This window comes from Streptomyces sp. 147326 (assembly GCF_045000215.1).
Lineage (GTDB): Bacteria > Actinomycetota > Actinomycetes > Streptomycetales > Streptomycetaceae > Streptomyces.
Genome location: NZ_CP134201.1, coordinates 6,310,931 through 6,335,736, shown reverse-complemented (window position 1 = coordinate 6,335,736; position 24,806 = coordinate 6,310,931). Strand labels below are relative to the sequence as shown.

General features: G+C 71.7%; 23 protein-coding genes and 1 riboswitch. Of the genes, 4 read left to right on the top strand and 19 right to left on the bottom strand.

Annotated elements, in window-relative coordinates:
• Positions 1-63: 63 nt before the first annotated feature.
• The 6 genes from RIU97_RS29015 to RIU97_RS28990 form a co-directional block, all read right to left on the bottom strand.
• On the bottom strand, positions 64-825 hold the full coding sequence (locus RIU97_RS29015; protein ID WP_404960522.1) for an endonuclease/exonuclease/phosphatase family protein: 762 nt from the start codon (positions 823-825) through the stop codon (positions 64-66).
• Between the two features lie 76 nt (positions 826-901).
• Positions 902-1,843: an ROK family glucokinase gene (locus RIU97_RS29010; RefSeq protein WP_404960521.1), complete on the bottom strand. Its 942-nt coding sequence runs from the start codon at positions 1,841-1,843 to the stop codon at positions 902-904.
• A gap of 61 nt (positions 1,844-1,904) precedes the next feature.
• Positions 1,905-2,360 carry a DUF5304 domain-containing protein gene (locus tag RIU97_RS29005; protein WP_404960520.1) on the bottom strand — a complete coding sequence of 152 codons (456 nt, stop codon included), beginning with the start codon at positions 2,358-2,360 and terminating at the stop codon, positions 1,905-1,907.
• A 75-nt stretch (positions 2,361-2,435) separates the two neighbouring features.
• Positions 2,436-3,593: an ArsA family ATPase gene (locus RIU97_RS29000; RefSeq protein WP_404960519.1), complete on the bottom strand. Its 1,158-nt coding sequence runs from the start codon at positions 3,591-3,593 to the stop codon at positions 2,436-2,438.
• Positions 3,594-3,663: 70 nt separating this feature from the next.
• Complete coding sequence (locus RIU97_RS28995; RefSeq protein ID WP_404960518.1) at positions 3,664-4,104, bottom strand: SRPBCC family protein; 441 nt, start codon at positions 4,102-4,104, stop codon at positions 3,664-3,666.
• A 136-nt stretch (positions 4,105-4,240) separates the two neighbouring features.
• Positions 4,241-5,080, bottom strand: coding sequence for a metallophosphoesterase (locus tag RIU97_RS28990; protein WP_404962976.1), 840 nt, complete (start codon positions 5,078-5,080; stop codon positions 4,241-4,243).
• Positions 5,081-5,336: 256 nt separating this feature from the next.
• On the opposite strand from RIU97_RS28990, the gene RIU97_RS28985 reads away from it, so the two are divergent.
• Positions 5,337-7,133: an AMP-dependent synthetase/ligase gene (locus RIU97_RS28985; RefSeq protein WP_404960517.1), complete on the top strand. Its 1,797-nt coding sequence runs from the start codon at positions 5,337-5,339 to the stop codon at positions 7,131-7,133.
• A 12-nt stretch (positions 7,134-7,145) separates the two neighbouring features.
• Here RIU97_RS28985 and RIU97_RS28980 read toward each other — a convergent pair whose 3' ends face one another.
• The 7 genes from RIU97_RS28980 to RIU97_RS28950 form a co-directional block, all read right to left on the bottom strand.
• Entirely contained in the window at positions 7,146-8,762 is a 1,617-nt protein-coding gene (locus RIU97_RS28980; RefSeq protein ID WP_404960516.1) for a GMC oxidoreductase, read from the bottom strand.
• Positions 8,763-8,980: 218 nt separating this feature from the next.
• A complete protein-coding gene (locus RIU97_RS28975) occupies positions 8,981-10,123 on the bottom strand; it encodes a glycosyltransferase family 4 protein (protein ID WP_404960515.1) in 1,143 nt (380 codons plus the stop codon).
• 23 nt (positions 10,124-10,146) lie between these two features.
• On the bottom strand, positions 10,147-11,265 hold the full coding sequence (locus RIU97_RS28970) for a hypothetical protein (RefSeq protein ID WP_404960514.1): 1,119 nt from the start codon (positions 11,263-11,265) through the stop codon (positions 10,147-10,149).
• Positions 11,266-11,338: 73 nt separating this feature from the next.
• Positions 11,339-12,394 (bottom strand): NlpC/P60 family protein, encoded by a 1,056-nt coding sequence (locus RIU97_RS28965; protein ID WP_404960513.1) that lies wholly within the window; start codon positions 12,392-12,394, stop codon positions 11,339-11,341.
• Positions 12,395-12,615: 221 nt separating this feature from the next.
• Positions 12,616-13,644, bottom strand: coding sequence for an NlpC/P60 family protein (locus tag RIU97_RS28960; protein ID WP_404960512.1), 1,029 nt, complete (start codon positions 13,642-13,644; stop codon positions 12,616-12,618).
• Positions 13,645-13,896: 252 nt separating this feature from the next.
• Positions 13,897-15,258, bottom strand: a complete 1,362-nt coding sequence (locus RIU97_RS28955) for an NYN domain-containing protein (protein ID WP_404960511.1) — start codon at positions 15,256-15,258, stop codon at positions 13,897-13,899.
• Between the two features lie 43 nt (positions 15,259-15,301).
• Positions 15,302-15,541 carry a hypothetical protein gene (locus RIU97_RS28950; RefSeq protein WP_361758314.1) on the bottom strand — a complete coding sequence of 80 codons (240 nt, stop codon included), beginning with the start codon at positions 15,539-15,541 and terminating at the stop codon, positions 15,302-15,304.
• 178 nt (positions 15,542-15,719) lie between these two features.
• Between RIU97_RS28950 and RIU97_RS28945 the strand changes: the two genes are divergently transcribed.
• Together RIU97_RS28945 and RIU97_RS28940 are read left to right on the top strand one after the other, a co-directional pair.
• Complete coding sequence (locus tag RIU97_RS28945) at positions 15,720-16,442, top strand: rhomboid family intramembrane serine protease (RefSeq protein ID WP_404960510.1); 723 nt, start codon at positions 15,720-15,722, stop codon at positions 16,440-16,442.
• Positions 16,439-16,720: an Lrp/AsnC family transcriptional regulator gene (locus RIU97_RS28940; RefSeq protein ID WP_008738815.1), complete on the top strand. Its 282-nt coding sequence runs from the start codon at positions 16,439-16,441 to the stop codon at positions 16,718-16,720. Before RIU97_RS28945 ends, RIU97_RS28940 begins: the two co-directional genes overlap by 4 nt.
• A 170-nt stretch (positions 16,721-16,890) precedes the next feature.
• Here RIU97_RS28940 and RIU97_RS28935 read toward each other — a convergent pair whose 3' ends face one another.
• The 6 genes from RIU97_RS28935 to RIU97_RS28910 all read right to left on the bottom strand — a co-directional run bounded on the left by RIU97_RS28935 (position 16,891) and on the right by RIU97_RS28910 (position 24,184).
• Positions 16,891-18,309, bottom strand: a complete 1,419-nt coding sequence (locus RIU97_RS28935; RefSeq protein ID WP_404960509.1) for an aminotransferase class V-fold PLP-dependent enzyme — start codon at positions 18,307-18,309, stop codon at positions 16,891-16,893.
• 228 nt (positions 18,310-18,537) lie between these two features.
• Positions 18,538-18,654, bottom strand: a riboswitch (SAM riboswitch).
• 116 nt (positions 18,655-18,770) lie between these two features.
• Complete coding sequence (gene trpD / locus RIU97_RS28930) at positions 18,771-19,835, bottom strand: anthranilate phosphoribosyltransferase (RefSeq protein WP_404960508.1); 1,065 nt, start codon at positions 19,833-19,835, stop codon at positions 18,771-18,773.
• A 165-nt stretch (positions 19,836-20,000) separates the two neighbouring features.
• Positions 20,001-21,626, bottom strand: coding sequence for a cytochrome bc complex cytochrome b subunit (locus tag RIU97_RS28925; protein WP_404960507.1), 1,626 nt, complete (start codon positions 21,624-21,626; stop codon positions 20,001-20,003).
• On the bottom strand, positions 21,623-22,681 hold the full coding sequence (locus RIU97_RS28920) for a Rieske 2Fe-2S domain-containing protein (RefSeq protein WP_404960506.1): 1,059 nt from the start codon (positions 22,679-22,681) through the stop codon (positions 21,623-21,625). Before RIU97_RS28920 ends, RIU97_RS28925 begins: the two co-directional genes overlap by 4 nt.
• A complete protein-coding gene (locus RIU97_RS28915) occupies positions 22,678-23,487 on the bottom strand; it encodes a c-type cytochrome (RefSeq protein WP_404960505.1) in 810 nt (269 codons plus the stop codon). The genes RIU97_RS28920 and RIU97_RS28915 overlap by 4 nt, the downstream gene beginning before the upstream one ends.
• A 76-nt stretch (positions 23,488-23,563) precedes the next feature.
• The gene (locus RIU97_RS28910; RefSeq protein ID WP_030036314.1) at positions 23,564-24,184 is read right to left on the bottom strand and encodes a heme-copper oxidase subunit III; all 621 of its coding nucleotides are present in this window, start codon (positions 24,182-24,184) and stop codon (positions 23,564-23,566) included.
• A 199-nt stretch (positions 24,185-24,383) separates the two neighbouring features.
• Between RIU97_RS28910 and RIU97_RS28905 the strand changes: the two genes are divergently transcribed.
• Positions 24,384-24,788 carry a hypothetical protein gene (locus tag RIU97_RS28905; RefSeq protein ID WP_404960504.1) on the top strand — a complete coding sequence of 135 codons (405 nt, stop codon included), beginning with the start codon at positions 24,384-24,386 and terminating at the stop codon, positions 24,786-24,788.
• The last annotated feature ends 18 nt before the right edge of the window (positions 24,789-24,806 follow it).

Genomic DNA, 24,806 nt, shown 5'->3' with positions numbered 1-24,806 from the left:
CAGCGCCCCCTGGGGGTCCCCCCGGACGGAGTCTGGGGGAGGCGCCGCGCCCGGACCGCGTAGCTACGGCGCGGCCGGCAGGCGGAGGGCCGCCAGGACCGGGAGATGGTCCGTGGCCGACCGGAGGTCTGTGGACGAGACACCCGGCAGCCCCGCGGGGACACCGCAGGCCAGCACTTCCACGCCCCCGCTCGCGAACACCGCGTCGATGCGCCGGTCCGGCGCCGCCGCCGGGAAGGTCCGTTCCCCTCCCCAGGGCGCCACCGTCCAGCAGTCCTGCAGCGTGCCCGCGAGACGGGAGAAGGCCGAACCGCCCGGCCCCTCGTTCACGTCACCCGCGGCGATCACGTGTGAGACGTCCATCGCCGCGGCGCGGTCCAACAGCATCTCGGCTTGGGCCAGCCGTTCCGCCCGGTCCAGGGACAGGTGCGCGCAGACCAGCCCCGCGCGGGCAGCGCCGATGCGGACGACCGCCGTGGCGAAGCCCCTCCGGTGCAGGCCGGGCGTGCGCGGCAGCAGCACGTCCTGGGTCCGCTCCACGAAGACCCGCAGTGAGCACAGCAGCAGCGGCCCGGCCGCCGTCGCTCCCCCGCCGAGCACCACCAGGTCGCACTTCGCGGCCAGTCGCGCCGCGTGCTTGCGCCACCGGAAGAACCGCGGCGCCTCCTGCACGAAGACGAGGTCGGGCTCGCAGGCCCGGATGACCCGGGCCAGTGCCTCCTCGTCGTCGCGCAGCGAGCGGATGTTGTAGCTGAGTGCCCGGATCACGGCAGAACCGTCGGGCTCCGTACGGGACTTCGGCAGCGAGGGCAGCAACTGGTCCATGCACCGCAAGATACGCAGCCGCCCGCCGCTCCCCCAAGGGGCGCGGCGGGCGGTCCGGGTGGAAGGGGTCGGCCGGTCAGCCCTGGCGGGCCAGGTCCGCCGCTCCGACGAGGCCGGCCTTGCCGCCGAGCTGCGCGGCGAGCACCTGCGCGTGCGGTCGCCAGGCACCGCCGACCAGCCAGCGCTTGAAGGACTTGCGGATCGGGTCGAGGACGAGGTCGCCCTCGTCGGAGACCCCGCCGCCGACGATGAACGCGGACGGGTCGAACAGCGAGGCCAGGTCGGCGAGGCCCGCACCTGCCCAGCGGGCCAGCTCGCGGAAGGCGTCGATGGCCACCAGGTCGCCCTGCCGGGCGGCCTCGCTGATGTGCTTGCCCTCGATGCCCTCGGGGGTGCCGTCGCCGAGCGCGAGGAGGACCGTGGCGTTCTCGGGGGTGGCGTTGGCGCGCTGCTTCGCGTACCGGACGAGCGCGCGCCCGGAGGCGTACTGCTCCCAGCAGCCCTGGCTGCCGCAGCCGCACAGCAGGCCGTCCGGGACGACCCGGATGTGCCCGAACTCGGCGGCGACGCCGAAGCGTCCGCGGCGCAGCTTGTTGCCGATGATGATGCCGCCGCCCAGGCCGGTGCCGAGCGTGATGCAGATGACGTCCTCGTGGCCCTGGCCGGCGCCGAAGCGGTATTCGCCCCAGGCGGCGCAGTTCGCGTCGTTCTCGACGACGACGGGCAGGCCGATGCGCTGCTCGACCTTGTCCTTGAGCGGCTCGTGGCGCCAGTTGATGTTCGGCGCGAACAGTACGGTCGCGCGCTTGTCGTCCACGTATCCGGCGGCGCCGATGCCGACGGCGTCGATGGTGTGGTTGCTGCTGACCTCGGAGACGGCGGCACAGATGGCCTCCGTCACTCCGTCCGCGGTCGGCGGGGTGGGCACCTTGTACGTCTCAAGGATCGTGCCCTCTTCGTCGACCACGCCGGCCGCGATCTTCGTGCCGCCGATGTCGACGCCGATGGTGAGTCCCATTAGTCCCTCGGTTTCCGGTCAAACCCCGCCACGGCCAACGGTACCCGAGGGCGGCGGGCCCTCAGTCGAGATCGATCCGCTCGGCCGGGCCCGCGTCGGGTCCGTCGTCGCGGGAGTCGCGCTCCCGGCGGGGTGCGGGAGGGGTGTCCTGGGTCCAGCGGCGCTCGTGGCCCTCGACGGCGGAGCGGTAGGCGGCGAGGAGCTCGGAGCCGGCGGCCGCCAGGTGGTCGAAGACCTGGGGGTTGCGCTCGATGACGGGCTTGGCGGCGGTCTTGGCCTGGTCGACGATCTGGCGGACCGCGCCCTGGGCAGCGGCGCCGAGCAGCGGGTTGTTCAGCCCGGAGACCTTGTCGGCGACGGCTTCGAAGAGCTTGAACAGCTCTTCGGCGGCGGTTCCGGTGCCGGCCGAGCCGGCCCGGTCCTGTCCGCGCAGGCGCTCCTTCTCGGCGGCGAGGTCTTCGGCACAGGCCTTGGCCCAGGCGTCGTCGTCGGTGGGGCGGTCGGTGGCCTCGCTCATGGCGGACTCTCCTGCGGCGGCTGCTGGGCGTGCTTACGGGCTACCTTCGACGGTACCCGAACGGGGGTACGCCGTTCACTGCGTGCGCGGCCACAGTCCCGGGTCGGGGGTGAAGCGGATGCGGAGCTCGCCCGCGGCCAGGGCGGCGCCGGAGACGGTGCAGCGGCGCAGCGCCGCGGGCAGCGGAACGATCCTGCGGTACGGGCCCGCCGTGAGCAGCAGCTCGTCGCCGCGGCGTACGAGGTCGAGGTCGCTCTTGTGCGCGCCGGGCAGCGGTACCACCCAGACGAGCACCCCGTCCGCGGCGAGCCGGTCCTCGACGGCCCAGGACCCGCGGGGTGCGGGCGCCGCCGGGAGGAGCGCGTGCGCGGCGGCGAGCCGGTCGAGGTCCTGCGGGCCGCGCGGGTCGCGGCCGAGGTGGGCGAGCGTGACGACGGGCAGGTCCGCGGCCCATTCGGCGGCGTACTTCTCCTGCTGGGCGGCGAGCCCGGCGAGCCAGGGGTCGGCGGAGCCCTGCGGCACCATCCGGTTGGCGACGAGGCCGGAGACGGGCAGCTGCTGGAGGGCGAGCCCGAGCCGTCCGAGCCGCAGCGCGTCGGCGGCGGCCGGTCCCGGTTCGGCGACCAGACGCAGCTCGGTGGTGCCGGCCTCGACTACGGCCTGGACGGCGGCGAGCTCCTCGTCCCAGCGGGCGGCGGCCTCGTAGAGCCACTGCGCGGGCATGGGCACGCCGGCGAGCTGGGCCAGTACGGGCCGCAGGGCGCGGGCGGCCTGCTTCTCGGCGGGGAGCAGGCGGGCGAGGTAGCGGCGCAGCTGGGCGGGCAGGGCCAGGGTGGAGAGGGTCTGGTGGAGCGGGGGCATGTCGACGACGACGAGGTCGGTGCCGGGTGCGGCTGCGGCCCTCCGCAGGGCGCGCAGCAGGGCGAACTGCTCGGCGCCGGGCAGCTCGGTGAGCTCCTCGGCGCCGAGCGGGCGGGCCCCGACCATGGCGAGGAGCGCGGATCCGCGCTCCTGCAGGGCGACGAGCTCCTCGCGGAACTCCTCGCCGGAGTCGACCCGGGCCACCCGCAGTCCCGGTAGGGACTCTTCCCCGGCCAGGGCGGCGAGCGGGTCGCCGACGTCGCCGGACAGCAGCAGCACCCGCCTCCCCTGGCGGGCCGCGGCGAGGGCGGTGGCCGCGGCCACGGTGGTCCGCCCGGCCCCGCCGGGGCCGGTGATCAGCAAGGTGTGCATGTGCGGGTGCCTACAGGTGCCGGTTGCTTACGGGTGCCGGGTGCTACGGGTGCCGGGTGCCTTCGGGTGTTCAGACGGATTCGACGCGCTTCTTCAGGCCCGCCAGCGCACGGTCGATGATGACCTTCTCCGCCTTGCGCTTGATCATGCCGAGCATGGGGATCTTGACGTCCACGGTCAGCTGGTAGGTGACCTCGGTACGCTTGCCGCCGTCCACCGGGGCCAGCCGGTACGAGCCGTCCAGCTGGCGCAGCATCTGGGACTTGTCCAGGGTCCAGCTGACCTCGTCCGTGCCCTTCCAGGTGTAGGCGAGGGTGTGGTCGTCCTTGATCGCGCCGGCGTCGAGCAGCAGGCGGACCTTCTCGGCGCGCCCCGCGGCGTCGGTGGCCAGTACCTCGGCCTCCTTCACCTCGCCGGTCCATTCGGGGTAGCGTGCGAAGTCGGCGATCACGGCCATCACGTCGCTGGGCGCAGCCTCGATCGTGATGCTTGAGCTGGTGTGTTCCGCCATCGCGGTCGCTCCTCCGTGGAGTGTTTCGAGGATGTGTGCGGCCTCCGGCCGCCGCGTGAAGGCTACCGCGCGTGCGGACTCCGCCACTCCAGGGCCTCCCGCGGCACCACGGGGGCCGTCGCGAACCGGCCGCCGGTCACCATTCCAGCACCCACGGCAGGCCGGTCGCCGCGAAGTGGCCGACGTTCACGCACTCCGTGGCCCCGATCCGCATCCGCCGCGCCAGGGGCTGGTGCACGTGCCCGAAGAGCGCGTACCGGGGCCGGGTGCGGCGGATGGCGGCCAGCAGGGCCTCGCTGCCGCGTTCGAACCGGCGCGCGACCGTGTCGTAGCAGAGCTCGGGCACCTCCGGCGGGATGTGCGAGCACAGTACGTCCACCTCGCCGAGCGCCTCCACCTTGGCCGCGTACTCCTCGACGCTCACCTCGTACGGGGTCCGCATCGGCGAGGGCAGTCCGCCGCCGACGAAGCCGAAGACCCGGCCGCCGATCTCCACCCGCTGCCCGTCGAGCACGGTGAGGCCGTCACGGTCGGCGTATTCCGGCCACAGACCCGGGATGTCGACATTGCCGTAGGTGGCGTACGTCGGGTTCGGGAAGGCGGCGAACATCTCGGCGTACTGGCGGCGCACCGCGCCCTCGATCAGCCGCTCCCGGTCCAGCCCGGCCCAGAGCCGCCGCCCGAAGGCGTGGGCCTCCTCGAAGCGGCGGGCGGTGCGCAGCTCGACGATCCGGTCGGCGTTCTCGACGCCGAACAGATCGGGGAAGATCCCGCGCGAGTGGTCGGCGTAGTCGAGGAAGAGGACGAGGTCACCGAGGCAGATCAGGGCGTCGGCCCCTTCTCCGGCACGGCCGAGGGCCTCGGTGTTGCCGTGCACGTCGCTCACGACGTGGACCCGCGTGCGGCCCGGTGCGGTCGTCCGGCCCGATCCGCCCGGTCGGCTCGATCCGCTCGCGCCGCCCTGCCCGCTCCGCATGCTGCCACCCATGCGGACAACCCTAGGGGGGCCCGGCAGTTGCGGGGTAGAGGGGGTGGGAGGGGCGGGCGGACCTGCGGTTACTTCCGAGTCGCAAGAGGGGTCGACTACTGTCGGCACATGAGGGCCAGGCGGTGCAAGTACAGAATGTGACGCACGGAACATCTGGCCGGTTCCCTCTATCGGGAACCCACTACCGGTGGGTAACGTCCGGTCGGTCCACATGGTGGCGATGGCGCCCAGAGGAGCAGCAGTCTTGCGCGAGTTCAGCCTTCCGGCCCTGTACGAGGTCCCGTCGGACGGGAACCTGACGGATCTCATCCGCCGCAACGCCGCTCAGCATCCAGACACCGCCGTCATGAGCCGCAAGGTCGACGGCCGGTGGCAGGACGTGACCGCGACCGAGTTCCTCGCCGAGGTCCGGGCCGCGGCCAAGGGCCTCGTCGCGGCCGGCGTCCGGCCCGGCGACCGGGTCGCCCTCATCTCCCGCACCCGCTACGAGTGGGTGCTGTTCGACTTCGCGATCTGGAGCGCGGGCGGCGTCACCGTCCCCGTGTACGAGACCAGCTCCCCCGAGCAGGTCCAGTGGATCCTCGGCGACTCCGGCGCCGTGGCGGTCATCGTGGAGAGCCCGGCACACAGCGCGTCCGTGGCCTCGCTGCGCGACCGGCTGCCGGAGCTGCGCGAGGTCTGGGAGATCGAGCAGGGCGCGCTGGAGACGCTGAAGGCCGCCGGCGCGGAGATCTCCGACGCCGAGGTCGAGGAGCGCAGCAGCCTCGCCAACGCCGACGACCCGGCCACCATCGTCTACACCTCGGGCACCACCGGCCGCCCCAAGGGCTGCGTGCTGACCCACCGCAACTTCTTCGCCGAGTGCGGCAACGTGGTGGAGCGCCTCAGCCCGCTCTTCCGCACCGGCGAGTGTTCCGTCCTGCTCTTCCTCCCGGCCGCGCACGTCTTCGGGCGCCTGGTGGAGGTGGCCGCCGTACTGGCGCCGATCCGCCTGGGCTGCGTACCGGACATCAAGAACCTGACCGACGAGCTGCAGTCCTTCCGGCCCACGCTGATCCTCGGCGTGCCGCGCGTCTTCGAGAAGGTCTACAACTCGGCGCGCGCCAAGGCCCAGGCCGACGGCAAGGGGAAGATCTTCGACGCCGCCGCCGAGACGGCGATCGCCTACAGCCGGGCGCTCGACGCCCCGGGCGGCCCGTCCTTCGGCCTGAAGCTCAAGCACAAGCTCTTCTCCAAGCTGGTCTACAGCAAGCTGCACACGGTGCTCGGCGGGCGCGGCGAGTACGCGATCTCCGGCGGCGCCCCGCTGGGCGAGCGGCTCGGCCACTTCTTCCGCGGCATCGGCTTCACCGTGCTGGAGGGCTACGGCCTGACGGAGTCCTGCGCGGCCACGGCCTTCAACCCGTGGGACAAGACGAAGATCGGTACGGTCGGCCAGCCGCTGCCGGGCTCCGTGGTGCGCATCGCGGACGACGGCGAGGTGCTGCTGCACGGCGAGCACATCTTCAACGGGTACTGGCAGAACGAGACGGCGACCGCCGAGGCGCTGACCGACGGCTGGTTCCACACCGGCGACGTCGGCACCCTCGACGAGGACGGCTACCTCGCGATCACCGGGCGCAAGAAGGAACTCATCGTCACCGCGGGCGGCAAGAACGTCGCGCCCGCCGTGATCGAGGACCGGATCCGGGCGCACGCGCTGGTCGCGGAGTGCATGGTCGTCGGCGACGCGAGGCCGTTCGTGGCGGCCCTCGTCACCATCGACGAGGAGTTCCTGGGCCGCTGGGCGGCCGAGAACGGCAAGCCGGCCGGGGTGACCGCGGCCGAGCTGCGTGAGGACGCGGACCTGGTCGCCGCCGTCCAGAAGGCCGTGGACGATGGCAACGCGGCGGTGTCCAAGGCGGAATCGGTGCGGAAATTCCGCATTCTGCCCTCCCAGTTCACGGAGGAGTCGGGTCACATCACGCCGTCGCTGAAGCTGAAGCGCAACGTGGTGGCGAAGGACTTCGCGGACGAGATCGAGGCGCTCTACCGGGGCTAGTCCCGGCCGTCGTTACCTGGGGTCCTCGGCGAGAATCCGGGCCATGTTCCGCTCCGCGAGGGCGGTGATGGTCACGAACGGGTTCACGCCGAGCGACCCGGGGATCAGGGAGCCGTCCACGACGTACAGCCCCTGGTAGCCCTTCGCCCGCCCGTACGCGTCGGTGGCGTCGCCGAGTACGCAGCCGCCGAGCGGGTGGTAGGTGAAATTGTCGGCGAAGGCCTTGTTGCCGCCGAAGAGGTCGTACCGGTACATCGTGAAGTTCCGCCAGTTGATGCGGTCGAAGAGGTTCTTCGCGGCGTTGACCGAGGGCGTGTTCTGGTCCCTGCGCCAGTTGAGGCGGGCCGAGTCGGTGGCGGCGTCGTAGGTGAAGTGCCCGCGCTCCGGGTTCTTCGTGATGGCCAGGTACATCGAGATCCAGTGCTCCAGCCCCATGGGGAGCGGGGCGATCTCGGCGAAGACCGGGTTGGCCGCGTTGTCCCAGTCGTCGATGCCCATGGCGGGCATGGTGGCCTGGTTGGCTCCGACCGTGTCCCAGAGGTGGTTGGCGCGGGCGGTCATGACGTTGCCGTTGGGGCCCCAGCCGCGCCCGACCCTGTCGTCGAGCGCGGGCAGCGTCCCGGTCTCGCGGGCACGCAGCAGGATCTCGGTGGTACCGAGACTGCCCGCCCCGAGGAAGAGCTGCCTGCAGCCGAGCTCGCGGACCTGGGTGACCCGCCCGGTCACGTCGCTGGTCCGCACGGTCAGCACGTACCCCCCGGCGGGGTCATGCCGTACGCCGACCACGCGCTGCATGGTCTCGATGGTGACGTTGCCGGTGCCGAGGGCGGCGGCGAGGTAGGTCTTGTCGACGCTCTTCTTCCCGTGGTTGTTGCCGTAGATGACCTCGCCGGCCAGCGCCGACCGGGGGGCGGTGCCGGCCGCCTCGCGCTTCATGTGCTCGAAGTCGTAGACGTTGGGGACGAAGACGGTCTTCAGGCCCGTGTTCTGGGCGTGCTTGCGGGAGATCCGGGCGAAGCGGTACCACTCCGTGGACTCGAACCACGCCGGGTCGATGTCGTTGACGCCGAGCATGGCGCGGGCGCGGGGGTAGTACGTGCCGTACATCTCGTCGGCGTTGACCTGGGGCAGCACCTCGGAGAAGTACGAGCGGCGGGGCGTGGGCGCCATGCCGCCGTTGACCAGCGAGCCTCCGCCGACGCCGCGGCCCACGTACACCGACATGTCGCCGAAGTTCACCCGGTCCAGCACCCCCGGGTACGGGCTGATGTCGCGGTTGACCACGTCGAGCCAGAGGAACTGGGCGAGCGGGGCCTCGGTGCGGGTGCGGAACCACATGGAGCGGTGGTCGGGCGCGGAGGTGGAGGGGAAGACCTTGCCGTCGGGCCCGGCCGTGTCCCAGAGCCGGCCCATTTCGAGGACGACGGTCCGCACGCCCGCCTGCCCGAGCCGCAGGGCGGCGACGGCGGAGCCGTAACCGGAGCCGACGACTATGGCGGGCGCGTACCGGGCCGCGGCCGGCTCGGCGGCGCCGGCGGCGGCGAGGCCGATCCGGGTGAACCCGAGGGCGGAGGCGGTCGAGAGTGCGCCGAGCCCCAGGAGGTGACGGCGCGTCAGATTGAGTGTCATGGCCGCATCATGGGCGGAATCCAGCCGTCCGGCCAGACGCCGTCTTGACAGGCATCTGAGAGACAGTCAGCCATGGCGCTGCTGTGGCCCGTGCGGATCTCCGGCTGCAGCGCCGCTGCTCCTCGAACGCCGGAGGGGCTGGATGTTTCAGCCTCGTCGGCGTTTGAGGCGCGGGGGTCCGGGGGCCGGCCCCCGGCAACGGCGCCGCACACGGCCCGCTACAGGAGCTCGCGCAGGCGGTCCGCCAACAGGTCCCAGCGCCACCTCTCCTCGACCCACGCGCGGCCGGCGGCGCCCATGCGCTCCCGCAGTTCCGGATCCTTCAGCAGGGTGACGATCCGGTCCGCCGCGTCGTCGGGGGCGCCGCCCCGGACGACCCAGCCCGTCTCGCCGTCCAGCACCGCGTCCGGCGCCCCGCCGGAGTCGCCCGCGATCACCGGCAGGCCCGTGGCCGAGGCCTCCAGGTAGACGATGCCGAGCCCCTCCACGTCCAGCCCGCCCCGCCGGGTCCGGCACGGCATCGCGAAGACGTCGCCCGCGCCGTAGTGGGCGGGCAGTTCGGACCACGGGACCGCCCCCGTGAAGACCACCGAGTCCGCGACCCCGGTCGAGGCGGCCAGCGCCCGCAGGTCCGCCTCGTACGGTCCGCCGCCCACGATCAGCAGCACCGCGTCCGGCACCGCCGCCAGGATCCGCGGCATCGCCTCGATCAGCGTGTCCTGCCCCTTGCGGGGAACGAGCCGCGAGACGCAGACGACCACCGGCCGGTCGGTCAGCCCGAGCCGCGCCCGGACCTCCGCGCCGCCCGACTCCGGGTGGAAGGTCTTCTCGTTCACCCCCGGCGGCAGTTGCACCATCCGGGCCGCCGCCCGGTCCGTCACCGCGGAGGCGATCCGCGAGCGCGTGTACTCCCCCAGGTAGGTCAGCGTGTCCGTGCCCTCGCCGATCCGCCGCAGCAGCTGCCGCGCCGCCGGCAGCTGGGCCCAGCCCGCCTCGTGCCCGTGCGTGGTCGCCACGATCCGCCGCGCGCCCGCGCGCCGCAGCGCCGGGCCCATCAGACCGAGCGGGGCCGCCGCCCCGAACCACACGGACTCGCATCCGTGTTCGCGCAGCAGGCCCACCGCCCGCCGCGTCACGCGCGGGGTCGGCAGCAGCATCGTCGTACGGTCGCGGACCACCTGGAACGGCTGCTCCGCGTCGAAGGCCGCGGTGGCCTCGCGGCCCTCCGCGCTGTGCTTCCACGTGGAGGCGTAGACGACGATCCGGTCGGGATCCAGCCTCAGCGCCATGTTGTGCAGGAAGGCCTGGATGCCGCCCGGTCGCGGCGGGAAGTCGTTGGTCACGATCAGCGTCTTGTGCATCGCTGCCAACGTACCGGACGCCCTCAGCGGAACTCCTTCCGCAGGGCCTCCTGCCACTCCTTCGTCAGCCCGGCCGGGTCCGTCCCGAGCGCCTCCCGCAACGCCGTCGGCCACGGCTCGCGCCCCGCCTTCCCGTACAGGTCCACCAGCGCCGCCTCGCCCCACCGGTCCGCGATCAGCCGGCAGGCCAGCCACGCCCCCTCGTACGCCCTGGCCAGCGCCTCCGGGTCGCCGCCGAAGGCGAAGTCCTCCGCCCCCGGCAGCCCGGCCGGCACCTCGCCGCGCCGTACCGCCCGGGCCAGGGCCGGGGCGCCCTGCTCGGGGGTGGTGGAGGTGCCGCGGTACGCCGCCCAGTCCGCGAAGCCCTCGGAGAGCCACGGCGGGGTCGTGGCGGAGGTCGCCGCCCGGGTGGCCACGTGGGTGACCTCGTGGGTCAGGATGACCCGCCGGCCCGCCTCGCCCAGCTCCGCGTACCCCTCCGGGTTGATCACCACCCGGTCCGCGGGGGCCGGTCCGGCGCCCACCCGGCCGGTGGTGACGGCGCCCATGCCCCGGTACTCGTCGGCGGGCCGGGCCAGCAGCTGAGCCATCCGCTCCAGGGATCCGGGGACCAGCACGACCACCCGTCCCGCCCAGAGCCCCGGCCAGGCCGCGCTCGCCGCGGGCACCGCCCGGTCGGCCTCGGCGGCGATCCCGGCCAGCACCTCGGGGGACTGCCCGGCGCCGCCCAGGACCAGGGAGTGCGTGCCGCGGACCACCGACACCCGGCCCTGGTCCCACAGCTGCGGCGGCGCGCCCGGTGCGGGCCGGTCGGCCCGCACCAGCCAGGGCCCGCCGCCCGCGGCGCGTTCGAGCTCCAGCTCGCGCGCCGAGCCGCCCAGGGCCGTGTCGTAGCCGGCCAGCCGGTAGCGCAGCTCGGCCCGTACGAGGGCCCGCGCGCCGTCCCGCCGCACCGAGGCCACCTCGTACGTCCAGCCGTCGAGGGGGATCCCGGAGAGCGCCTCGGGCGGCACCCGCGACCAGTCGGCCACGGCCCGGCGGACGTCGCGCCCGGTGGTGTCGGCGGGCCGCGCCGCACAGCCGGCGAGCAGCACGCACAGCAGGAGCGGCAGTACGCGGACGAGACGGCGACCCGGGAGCATCCGCCGATCGTACGCACGGTCCGGACGAGGGGTCCCGGAGCGGGGGCCGGGGGCGGGGCTCCGCGGGCGGCGGTCAGGGGCGGGTCACCGACGAGACGGGCATCATCCCGACGGGGTCGTAGCGCACCCGGGCCCCCGGGTACGGGGCGTGCACCACCTGGCCGTTGCCGACGTACATGCCGACGTGGCTGGCGTCCGAGCGGTACGTCACCAGGTCGCCCGGGCGGGCCTGCGACAGCGGCACCTGCCGGCCGGCGTGCCGCTGGGCCTGCGAGGTGCGCGGCAGCGAGACCCCCGCCTGCCGGTACGACCAGACCATCAGCCCGGAGCAGTCGAAGCCGGAGGGGCCGGTGGAGCCCCACACGTAGGGGCGGCCGACCGCCGACCGGGCCGCCATCACGGCGGCCGCGGCGCGCCCCGAGGACGGGCCGAAGGAGGGCATCTCGGGCAGTTCGTCGGCGCGGCCGCCTGCGCGCGAGGAGCGTTCGAAGTCGGCACGCTCCTCGGACGGCATGGTGTTGAGCAGCCGCCGGGCGGCGGCGAGCTTCGCGGTGACGGAGCGCTTGTGCCGGGCCACGTCGGAGCGCAGGGCGTCGAGTTCGGCGAGTTTGCGGGAGGCCTCCCGGCGCTCCTGGCCGAGCCGGCGCTGCTCCTCGCGGAGTTCGTCGAGCTGCCGGGCCTGACGGCCGGTCAGCCGGTCGAGGGCGGCGGCCTGCTCCAGGTACGCGTCGGGGTCCTCGGCCAGCATCAGGCCGACGGCGGGGTCGATGCCGCCGCTGCGGTACTGGGCCCCGGCGAAGGTGCCGAGGACGCCCCGCATGGTGTTGATGCGCTCCTGTCCGCGGGCCACCGCTTCCTGGGCCCGGTTGACCTCGGCACGCAGCCGGTCGGCCTTCTCGCCCGCCTCGTTGAAGCGTTCGGTGGCCTGCTCGGCCTCTTCGAAGAGCCGGTCGACCTGGGCGCTGACGCCCGTCCTCGCCGCGCCGCCGGGCTCGTACGGGAGGCCGGGGGCGGCGCTCGCGGGTGCCCCCGCCATGGCGGCCGCGGCCGTGGCCGCGGCTGCGGTGAGGACGGTGACCTTCGTGTTCCGGTCGAGGCTGCCGAGCCCGCTCCGGCGATGGGACGCCACGTGAAACCGCTCCCTTCCGCTGTGTGTGGCCCGGGTCCGCCCCCCGTGGACGGCCTTGTGCCGGGTTCCGCGCTGGCAGACAGTAGTCGGACGCTCACACGCCGACCAACGACCGTCGGAGGGCACACACAGTGACGCCCCGCAGGAGACGCAGGTCACCGGCGGGGCGCGTGGTCAGAAAGGAGCCGCGGAATTCGCCCGGATGGGCGGTGTGCGGCGCGTCAGCCGATGCGGACGCCGAACTGGAACGGCATGTTGTCCATGGACTCGTACTTGATGCCGCTGCGCGGGTTCGAGGCGTGCAGCGTCATGTTGTTGCCGGCGTAGAGGCCGACGTGGTGCAGGTCGTCGTAGAAGAAGACCAGGTCACCGGGCTGGAGCTGGCTGCGGCTGATGCGGGTGCCGTCGTTCACCTGGGTGAAGGTGACGCGGCTGATGTTGACGCCGGCCTGCTTGTACGCCCACTGGGTCAGCCCGGAGCAGTCGTAGACGTTGGGGCCGGTGCCGCCGGACTGATAGGTGAAGCCCAGCTTGGTCTTGGCGGCCTCGAGGGCGGCTCCGGCGCGGCCGGAGGCCTTCACGTTGCCGAGGTCGACGCGCTGGCCGTCGGCGCGGCTGGCCCGCGACTCGTCGTCCTTGAGCGCCGCACGCTCCTGCGCGGTCAGGGAGTTGAGCAGGGCCTGGGCCGCGGCGAGCTTCTCCGTGGAGACCTTCTTCTTCTCGCCGAGCTCCTTGCGGGTGGCGTCGAGGTCGGCGAGCTTGCCGGCGGCCTCCTGGCGCTGCTGCGCGAGGCTGCGCTGCTTGGCCTGGATCTTCTGGACCGCCTCGACCTGCTTGCCGCTCAAGTGCTCGAGGGAGGAGGCCTTGTCGAGGTAGCTGTCGGGGTCCTCGGAGAGGAGGAGGGCGAGGGAGGGGTCGATGCCGCCGTTTCGGTACTGGGCGCTGGCCATCGAACCGAGGGTGCTGCGCAGCTCGTTGAGGTCGCCCTGGCCGCGAGCGACCTGGTCCTGGAGCTGGGCTATCTCCTTCTCCAGCTTCTCCTGGCGCTCCTTGGCCCCGTTGAACTTCTCGGTGGCCTGCTCCGCCTCTTCGTAGAGGGCGTCGACCTGGGTCTTGACCTCGTCCTTGCTCGGCTTCTCCGGAGCGGCGGAGGCGCTCTGGGAGGTGAGGGCCACCACGGCGGCCGCGGTGGCGCCGAGCACGGTCACACGAGTGCGGTTCGGCTGCTTGGGTCGACGGTGGGACGCCACGGAGGCGAGCTCCTTCTTCCTAGAGCCGCCGAAGAACGCAACTCGGCAGCACCTCCGCCGCCACCCCGAATGAGTGATCTACCGCACGAAGGTTTGAACGCACCCTAGTGACCTCGCTGTGATCAGTTCAAATCCCGCCGGGTAAAAACCCGCTCTCCGACCAGGTTCTTTACCTACAGCGCACGCTCTGTGCCGGGCACTTGACGGTACGTTCGCTGTGGCGTCGGTCAATTCCGGCATTCGGGCGGGGAGTTACGAAACGCGCGAAAGCCGCTTCAGGAGCAAAGCGGACGTCACGGGCCGCGCGCCCGCCTTGGCCACCCCGTCGGCGACCTCCCGGTCCGTGGAGACCACGACCACCGGCCGGCCGGGCGGTTCGGCGCGCACCAGCTGACGGATCAGCTCGTCCGCCGTCACCCCCGCCTTGGAGAACAGCACCCGCACCCCGCGCGGCGGGGCGAGCAGCACCGGGGCCGCCAGTTCCGCCCCGTCGAAGACACAGGTCATCTCCGCGCCCGTCTGCGCGGCCAGCATCGACAGCCCGCCCAGCAGCCGCAGCCGCTGCTTCTCCAGCGGCATCGTCGGATAGCCGGTCTTGGTCACGTTGTAGCCGTCGACCACCAGATGGGCCTGGGGCAGCGCCAACAGCTGGTCCAGCAGGGCCGGATCGGTCTCCGACAGGGCGCGCGCCGCGATGTCCTTCGGCGTCATCCGGCCCGGCTCCACCGCGTCCACGGTGTCGGCCGGGCGCGTGTTCACGGGCGGCAGCGCCAGCTCGCGGCGCAGCCCCTGGGCCGCGTCCAGCACGGTGTCCAGCAGCAGCCGCAGCCGCATGTCCTCGATGCTGCGCCCCTCGCGGGTGGCCCGGCGCGAGGTCTCCAGCGCCGCCTCCACCTCCGCGAGGCGGGACTTGAGCCGCCGGCTCTCGCTCTCGGCGGTGGCCACCCGGGTGGCCGCGTCGCCGCGGATCCCGTCGACCTCGGCGGTCAGCTTGCGCAGGGCCGCCTCGCCGCGCTTGACGTCGCTGAGGGCGCTGCGCAGCTTGCGCTGAAGCGATTCCGCTTCTTTGCGGGCCGCGTCCAGCTCCACGCGCACGTGCTCGCCGCCCGTGCGCTGCAGTTCCCGGGCGTGGGCCAGCTCCTCGCGCAGCCGCTCCAGCTCGCGCCGGGTCTCCTCGCCGACCCGCTCGGCGTCGGCGCGCTGCGCCTCCTCGCCCGCGGCGGCCACCAGCTTGACCCAGCCGGCCGGCCGCAGGACGAACGCGGCGGCCGCCACGTCCAGCGGATCCGCGGCGGCGGGCGGCGCGCCCGATTCCAGGGCCGCGGCCAGCTCCGCCTGCGCGTCGCGCAGCTTCTCGGCGACCCGGCTGCGGAACACGGCGTCGGTCTCGACCGCCGTGGCCATGGCGTTGCCCGCGAACTTGGCGCGCCGGGTCGGGGTGAAACGGGCGTACTGGCGCAGCTGCGCCGGCAGGTCCGCGACCGTCAGTGCGCCGAAGGCGTCCGAGACGAGCGCGACGACCCGCCGCCGCACGCCTTCCGGCAGTGGGCGGTCGAGCGCCTCGGCGGCGTCGCCGGCCGCGTCGGCCGGCTCAGCGCCGCTTGCTGGCTCCACAGTCCGTCACCCCTACCGTGATCTACGTGTGGGCACGCCTCCGTCAGGAGTCCGCGCCCGGCCTGTCCACGAGCTCGATCTGGTCCACCGCGTTGCACCAGCGGCAGCGGACCGACTCGATGGTCTCATTGACCACCTCGCGCTCCTCGACCTTGGGCTCCCCGGCGAGGTCCAGGTGGACGTACTCGACGACCTTCGACGAACGGGTGACGTCGAAGCGCGTGAGGTTGCCGCACAGGGTGCAGCGCCACCGGGTGGTGCCGGTCGGCAGGGGAACCGTCATCAGGCCGCTCTCTCCTTCGTAGCTGATTCAATTAAAGCCGTCCGCGCCGCCGTCCGCGCAGCTCTCCGCGTCTGTCGGCGTCCGTCTGCGCCGGTCTTCCCCGGACGGCGGACCGCAGCTCGTAACCCTACGGCCTGCCACCGTCTCAGGTGGGGCCCGTTGCGTCATGCTCTGTCACATGATCGTAAGGTGGCGGGCCGTACGCGAGGCTGCCCGGGGACCGGTGGTCACCCATGCGCTGATCGCGGGCTGCGGTGTGGTGTTCGTACTCGGCCCTGCCTCGGGGCTCAACCCGGGCTACGGGACGGGCGACGAGCTGCTGACCGCCGGAACCGCGTACTTCCGGCGCTGGGGCGTGGTCCCGGACGAGCTCTTCACGGGCACCCCGCGCGCCTGGCTGACCCCGCTGACGGCCCTGTTCGTCCACGGCAGCTGGCTGCACCTGCTCGGGAACATGCTCTTCCTCTACGTCTTCGGGGCGATGGCGGAGGAGCGGATGGGCCGCCCGGCGTTCCTCGTCTTCTACATCTGCACGGGGTACGTGGCGCTGGCGGCGTACGCGGCGGCCAATGCGGGGTCCCCGCAGACCCTGGTGGGGGCGTCCGGAGCGATCTCGGCGGTCCTGGGCGCCTTCCTCTACCTGCTCCCGCGGGCGAGGGTGACGAGCCTGTTCCCCTTCCTGTTCTTCCTGCCGCTGCGGTTCCCGGCGTGGCTCGTGCTGCTGTTCTGGTTCGCCCTCCAATGGGTGGCCGCGCACCGGGCGGAAAGCGGCCCCGGGGTCGCGTACCTGGCCCATCTGGTGGGCTTCTCGGTCGGCTTCCTCTACGCGTGGGCCCGCTATCGGGGTGCGACTAGAGTGAGGCGACCAGCGACGGCCACCGAGGGAGACAGCCAGCCGTGATCACCGCGATCGTGCTCATCAAGACCAGCGTGGACCGCATCCCCGAGATCGCCGAGTCCATCGCCGCGCTGGACAGCGTCAGCGAGGTCTACTCCGTCACGGGGACGTACGACCTGATCGCGCTGGTCCGCGTGGCCCGCCACGAGAACCTGGCCGACATCATCCCCGGCCGCATCAGCAAGATCCCGGGCGTCGAGGCGACGGACACCCACGTGGCCTTCCGCACGTACTCCCAGCACGACCTGGAAGCGGCGTTCGCGATCGGCCTCGACGCGTAGCGCCTCCGGCGAGGTCTGCGGTCAGCCCGGGCTACGCCCCGCCCCGTCGGCCCCGGCTTCGCAGCGCGACTGGGATGGCGCCCTGAAGCAGGACCCGTAGGCCCGGCCGTCCGCGGGGTCCCTCCGGGGCGCCGCCCCACACCACCCAGCCCCGTTGCGCCGACCGCAGGTCAGACGGCCGGGACGCAGCGGCCTTCCTCCGTGCGGTACTGCCACTTGGCTCCGTCCGCGACGAGCTCCTTCACCGCGCGGACGAAGCGCTCCACGTGCTCGTCCGGGGTGCCCGCGCCGAAGCTGACGCGGATCGCGTTCAGCGAGCGCTCCCCCGGGGCCGCCTCAGGGGCACCGCACTCGCCCTGCGCCTGCGGCTCGCTGCCCAGGAGGGTGCGGACCAGCGGGTGGGCGCAGAACAGGCCGTCGCGGACGCCGATCCCGTACTCCGCGGACAGCGCGGCGGCGAAGTGGGAGCTGTTCCAGCCGTCCACCACGAAGGAGATGACGCCGACGCGCGGGGCCTCGTCCCCGAAGAGGGACAGGACGCGGACCGCCGGGACCTCCGCCAGGCCCTCGCGGACCTGCGCGATGAGGTGGCGCTCGCGGGCGACGAGGCTGTCGAAGCCCGCCTCGGTGAGGGCCTTGCAGGCGGAGGCGATGGAGTAGACGCCGATGACGTTCGGGGAGCCGGCCTCGTGGCGGGCGGCCGTGGTGTGCCACTCGACGTCCACGCCGCCGTCCTCGCGCCGGGCCACCTTGCGGGAGGCGCCGCCGCCCGCGAGGTACGGCTCGGCCTGCTGCAGCCAGTCCGCGCGGCCGGCGAGCACGCCCGAGCCGAAGGGCGCGTAGAGCTTGTGTCCGGAGAAGGCGACCCAGTCCACGTCCAGGTCCTGGACCGAGACGGGGTGGTGCGGGGCCAGTTGGGCGGCGTCCAGGACGATCCGCGCGCCGTGGGCGTGCGCGGCGGCGGCGAGCTCCTTCACCGGCCACAGTTCACCGGTGACGTTGGAGGCGCCGGTGACGCAGACCAGGGCCGGACCGTACGGCTCCCGGTCGGCGAGGGCCCGCTCCAGGGTGGCGACGGCCTCGTCCGGGGTGCGCGGGGCGTTGAGGTAGGTGACCCGCGCGTTCGTCCACGGCAGCAGCGAGGCGTGGTGCTCGGTCTCGAAGACGAAGACCTGGCAGTCGGCGGGGAGCACGGCGGCGAGCAGGTTGAGGGAGTCGGTGGTGGACCGGGTGAAGATCACCTGGTCGGCGGGGCGGCAGTCGAGGAACTGGGCGACCGTGACCCGGCTCTGTTCGAAGAGGTCGGTGGAGAGCTGCGAGAGGTACCCGGCGCCGCGGTGCACGCTGCCGTAGTACGGGGCGTAGGCGGCCACGTCGTCCCAGACCCGCTGGAGCGCCGGGGCGCTGGCCGCGTAGTCCAGGGCCGCGTAGGTGACCTCGCCGCCGGTGACCAGCGGAACGGTGACGTCCCGGCCGAGCACCGGCAGCGGCTCGGCACAGGCGGGACTTTCGGCGGTGTCGACGGAGGTGGTGTCGACGAAGGTGGTGTCGACGGAGGTGGGGGCGGCGGCGTTCAGGAATGCGGACATGGCGGTATCTCCCGGCAGGCAGGGCTGAATGGCTTCGTGTGTCCGTACGCGGGTACGGCCGTGCGGCCGTCCGGGGTACGGGAGAGCCCTCGGGCCGGACCTGACGGCCGGCGGGGGTACACGGAAGTGACCCTGATCCGAGGGGTGAAGTGGGGGCGGAGTCGCCCTATCGCATTCGCTTGCTCACGGAAAACGCTCCTCGAGAGACCAGGACCCCTGGTGTCGAGGGATCCGCGCTTGCCGTAGGCCTTGCTGCCTACGACCTGGTCATCACCCGGGGCACCCCGCCACGGAAGGAGGGTTGCCGGACAGCAAGCCGGGGCCTAAACGCTGTCACTCGTGACCTGGTCAGCATCCTGCCACAAGATCCCCCGCGCGCAAGACCCCGGTCCGAATGGCGGACCGGGGCCTTGGCACGAAACGACCGGTGGAGATCCCTCACCGGCGGGAGTCCGTCGGGATCAGGCGTTGCTCGCCGCCACCCAGCGCTCCAGCGAGGCGCGCGCCGCGCCCGAGTCGATGGACTCCGCCGCGCGGACGACACCGGCGGCGAGCTGCTCCTCCAGCGTGGCCGTACCGGGGTCCAGGGCCACCAGGGCCGCCGCCGAGTTCAGCAGCACGGCGTCGCGGACCGGGCCGGTCTCGCCGGCCAGCAGGCGGCGGGCCACGTCCGCGTTGTACGCGGGATCGCCGCCGGCCAGCGCCGACACGTCGACCAGGTCGATGCCGATGTCGCGCGGGTCGAAGACCTGCTCCGCCACCTTGCCGTCCCGGACCCACCACACCCGCGAGGTCGCCGTCGTGGTCAGCTCGTCCAGGCCGTCGTCACCGCGGAAGACCAGCGCGGAGGAGCCCCGTTCGGCGAGCACGCCCGCGATGATCGGAGCCATCCGGGGGTCGGCCACGCCGGTCGCCTGGGCGCGCACCCGGGCCGGGTTGGTCAGCGGGCCCAGCGCGTTGAAGAAGGTGCGGATGCCCAGTTCCCTGCGGGCCGCCGCCACGTGCCGCAGCGCCGGGTGGAACTTCACCGCGAAGCAGAAGGTGATGCCGGCCTCCTGGGCGACCTCCACGACCCGCGTCAGGCTGAGGTTGAGGTTCACCCCGAGCTTCTCCAGGACGTCCGAGGAGCCGCTCGCGGAGGAGGCGGCCCGGTTCCCGTGCTTGACGACCTTGGCGCCGGTTCCGGCCACCACGACCGCCGACATCGTCGAGATGTTCACCGTTTTGGCCCCGTCGCCGCCCGTGCCGACGATGTCCACCGTCCGGCCCGGCACCTCGATCAGGTTGGCGTGCTCGTACATGGCCCGTACGAGGCCGTTGATCTCCGCGACCGTCTCCCCCTTCGCCCGCAGCGCGACGGTGAAGCCGGCGATCTGGGCGTCGGTGGCCTCCCCGCGCATGATCCGGTCCATGGCCCAGGCGGTGTCGTCGGCACGCAGGTCCTGGCCGGTCAGCAGAGCGTCGAGGACGCCCGGCCAGCCACGGGCCGCCACGCTGTCGCCGCCTGCCGGGGTCACAACGTTCATGGTCCGCTCCTGCTGCTCGTCAAGGTTTCCACGTCGGATGGGAAGGAGTTCAGCCTATCCAGCCCGGAAGACGGCAAAGAGCCCCGTCCAGACACTGGACGGGGCTCTCGCCGTGGCGACACCAGGACTGACCTGAATCAGTCCCTCATTCGGTCGTGCAGGGGATCAGTGGTGGCCGTGGCCGGCCTGGATCTCCTTGTACTCCTCCGCCGTGGGCTTCGGAATCTGGTTGTTCTCGCCGTAGAAGCCCTTGCTGAGCTTCGCGCGCAGCTTCTCGGTGGCCTTCACCTTGCGCTCGACACCGTTCTCGTCGACCGTCGGGCCGATCTCGATCGGCTTGTACTGCTCGTGCGCGGTGAGCTTGTGCAGCTGGCCCGCCGGGAGCGGCTCGTGGACCTCGACGAACTCACCGTGCGGCAGACGCTTGATGATGCCGGTCTCGCGACCGTGCAGCACCTTGTCGTGGTCCCGGCGCTGGAGGCCGAGGCAGATCCGCTTGGTGACGATGAAGGCGAGGACCGGGACGGCGAAGAAGCCGATCCGGACGAACCAGGTGATCGAGTTGATCGACAGGTGGAAGTACTGGGCGAACATGTCGTTGCCGCCGCCGATGAGGAGCACGATGTACTCCGCGATCCAGGCGACACCGAAGGCCGTACGGGTCGGGACGTTGCGCGGGCGGTCCAGGATGTGGTGCTCGCGCTTGTCCCCGGTGACCCAGGACTCGATGAACGGCCAGACGGCGATCGCACCCAGCACCAGCGGGAAGAGCAGCAGCGGGATGAACACGCCCAGGACGAGCGTGTGGCCCCACAGGTTGATCTCCCAGCCGGGCATGGCACGGATCAGGCCTTCCGGCATACCCATGTACCAGTCGGGCTGCGCACCGGTGGACACGTGGTCCGGGCGGTACGGGCCGAGCGCCCAGATCGGGTTGATCGTCGCGATGGCCGCGACGGCCGCGATGACACCGAAGACCAGGAAGAAGAAGCCTCCGGCCTTGGCCATGTAGACCGGCAGCAGCGGCATGCCGACGACGTTCTTGTTCGTCTTGCCGGGACCCGCGAACTGGGTGTGCTTGTGGTAGAAGACCAGGATCAGGTGGGCCACGAGCAGGCCCATCATGATGCCGGGCAGCAGCAGGATGTGCACCGAGTAGAACCGCGCGACGAAGTCGCCGCCCGGGAACTCCCCGCCGAACAGGAACATCGACAGGTACGTGCCGACGACCGGGACGGACAGGATGGCGCCCTGCATGAAGCGGACACCGGTACCCGAGAGCAGGTCGTCCGGCAGCGAGTAACCGGTGAAGCCGGTGAACATGCCGAGGACCAGCAGCAGGAAGCCGAAGATCCAGTTGACCTCACGCGGCTTGCGGAACGCGCCGGTGAAGAAGACGCGCATCATGTGCACGACCATGGCCGCGACGAAGATCAGCGCCGCCCAGTGGTGGATCTGACGGATCAGCAGGCCACCGCGGACGTCGAAGCTGATGTCGAGCGTCGAGGCGAAGGCCTCGGACATCATGACGCCCTGCATCGGCACGTACGAGCCGTGGTACACGACCTCGTTCATGCTCGGGTGGAAGAACAGCGTCAGGTACACACCCGTGAGGATGATGATGATGAAGCTGTAGAGGCAGATCTCACCCAGCATGAAGGACCAGTGGTCCGGGAAGATCTTGCGCATGTTGGCCTTGGCCAGGCCGTAGATGCCCAGGCGGCCGTCCGCCCAGTCCGCTACGCGCTCGCCGGCCGGCGCCTTGCGCTCGTTGTTGTCGCTGGTGCTCATCCGCGCTCCCAGAATGCAGGACCGACGGGCTCTTCGAAGTCGCCGAGCGCTTCGAGGAAGCCTTCGTCATTCACGCCGATCCGCAGCTGCGGAAGCGCGTGACCGGCCGGGCCGAAGATGACACGGGCGCCGTCGGAGAGGTCGAAGGTGGACTGGTGGCACGGGCAGAGCACGTGGTGCGTCTGCTGCTCGTACAGGCTGATCGGGCAGCCGACGTGGGTGCAGATCTTGGAGTAGGCCACGATCCCGTCGTGGGACCACTCCAGCTCCTGCTTGTCCTTGATGTCCTCCGGCTGGATACGGACGATCATCAGGGCGGCCTTGGCGATCTGGACCTGGAAGTCGTGCTGCTCCTCCTCCAGGCCTTCCGGCCTGACGAAGGTCAGCGACCCGACGAGCACGTCCTCGGGACGCAGCGGCTCGTTCGTGTTGTCGTTGATGAGCAGCTTGCCCTTGGCCCACACGGTCTTGCGCAGCTTCTGCTCGGGCAGCGGGCCCAGGTCGCGCATGATCATGACGGCGGAGAGCGGCAGCATGGCCAGCGCACCGAGCATCGTGTTGCGGATCAGGGGCCGGCGGCCGATCGCGGACTCGCTCGCGCCGTCGCGGAAGTCCTGCAGGACCTGAGCCTTGACCTCCGGCGGAGCGGCGATCTCGTGGCGCTCGGCGGCGACCTCCACGTCGGACATCAGGGTGCGGGCCCAGTGGACCGCGCCCGCGCCGATGCAGAAGAGGGCCGTGCCCAGCGTCATGCCCAGGGCGAAGTTGAGCGCACTCACCTTCCCGATGGGGAAGATGTAGACGATCTTCCCGACCGGGAAGATCACGTAGGACGCGATGAAGCCGATCGTGGCCAGCATCGACAGCGTGAACAGCATCGCGACGGTGCGCTCGGAGCGCTTCGCCGCCCGCTCGTCGATGTCCTGGATACGCGGCTTGTGGACCGGGAGGCCCGGGTCGGCGAACGGGTCGTCCGCGACCGCTACGGCACCGTGGTGCGCGTCGACCTGCTCGCTCGGCAGGTGCTTCTCTTCGGGAATCTCTTGGCTACTCATGACTTCTTGGCCTTAGCGGTGTGGGCCGCGACCCAGACGGCGACAGCGATCAGCGCACCCAGGGCGAAGATCCAGCCGAACAGACCCTCGGAGACGGGGCCGAGGCCACCGAGCTTCAGGCCGCCAGGGCTGACCGACTTCTCGCCGTTCACGTTCTGGAGGTACGCGATGATGTCCTTCTTCTGCTGCTCCGGCATGGTCTGGTCCGGGAAGGAGGGCATGTTCTGCGGGCCGGTCTGCATGGCCTCGTAGATGTGCTTCGGGTCGACGCCCTCAAGGTTGGGGGCGTACTTGCCGTTCGTCAGCGCGCCGCCCTCGCCGGTGAAGTTGTGGCACTGCGCGCAGTTGTTGCGGAACAGCTCACCACCCCTGGCGACGTCGGCACCTGCCGGGTCGTACTGCTTTGCGGTCGGCGTGATCGGACCGGCGCCGAGGGACGCGATGTACGCCGCCAGCTGGTCGATCTGCGCCTGGTTGTAGACGACGGGCTTCTTCGGCACCTGGGCGCCGGGCTGCTGGGCGGGCATGCGGCCCGTGCTCACCTGGAAGTCGACGGCCGCGGAGCCGACGCCGACCAGGCTCGGGCCGTCAGAGGAACCCTGACCGCCGGTTCCGTGGCAGCTTGCGCAACCCACGGCGTAGAGCTTCTTGCCCTCCTCGATGGCGAGGGACTGGGCGGTTTCATCGGCCTGCGCCTTGCCCGCGGGAGCAAAGGCGGCGTACAGCCCCCCAGTGGCCGCCAGCGCGAGGAGTAGAACGACGACCGCCGCCAGCGGATGGCGTCGTCGTGCGGAGAGCTTTTTCACGGATTACCCCGGTGTCAGGATCTTCTGCGTCGGTGTGTCTGGATGGAGTGCCGGGTCTTGCCCGGTGACGTGTTCGCTACTTGATCAGGTAGATCGTGGCGAAGAGGCCGATCCAGACGACATCGACGAAGTGCCAGTAGTAGGACACGACGATGGCCGACGTGGCCTGTTCGTGGGTGAACCTCTTGGCCGCGTACGTCCGGCCGAGGACCAGCAGGAAGGCGATGAGGCCACCCGTCACGTGCAGACCGTGGAAGCCGGTGGTCAGGTAGAAGACCGAGCCGTACGGACCGGACGAGAGGCTCATGCCCTCGTGCTTGACCAGCTCGGTGTACTCGAACACCTGGCCGCCAATGAAGATCGCACCCATGACGAACGTGATGATGAACCACGTCCGGAGCTTCTTCACGTCACCGCGCTCTGCGGCGAATACGCCGAGCTGGCAGGTGAGCGAGGAAAGCACCAGGATCGTCGTGTTCGTCGCCGAGAAGGGCAGATTCAAGGCCGAAGCCTGCTCTGTCCAGTACTCGGGTCCTGTCACGGATCGCAGGGTGAAGTACATCGCGAAGAGGGCCGCGAAGAACATCAGCTCGGAACTCAACCAGATGATGGTTCCGACGCTGACGAGGTTCGGCCGGTTGACCGTCGGGTGCGCGTGCCCGGTATCTACTGTCGTTGCTGTCGCCACGACCGACATTATGTCGGTCGCTTATCCCGCCCTCACCCCGGGGGGTGCCGTTCGGAGTGTCAGCGGCGTGTGCAAGGCCCGAACGGCCCATCAGATGACCTCGGTGGGATGTCCCGTGCACATGTCCGAACCGATGTTGACAGCGCACCGGGAGGAGTAGCATCCCGCGCAACATCAACGTGATTCACGGGACACGTGGAGGAACGAAATGCGGGCGACTGCGCGGGTTCTGGTCTACAGCGACGACTCGGGCACCCGGGAGCAGGTGCGGCTGGCGGCCGGACGCCGGCCCGCCGCGGACCTGCCGCCGGTGGAGTTCGTGGAGTGCGCGACGCTGCCGGCGGTCCTGACGGAGCTGGACGCGGGCGGCATCGACGCGTGCGTGCTCGACGGCGAGGCGGTTCCGGCCGGGGGCATGGGCGTGTGCCGGCAGATCAAGGACGAGATCTTCCGGTGTCCGCCGGTGCTGCTGCTGATGGGACGCCCCCAGGACGCCTGGCTGGCCACGTGGAGCCGCGCGGACGCCGCCGTGACCCTTCCGGTGGACCCGGTGGAGTTCGCGGACGCCCTGGCGGGCGTTCTGCGCTCCCGGCTCTCCTCCTCGGCCGCCTGACGGAGCGCCTGCGGGCCC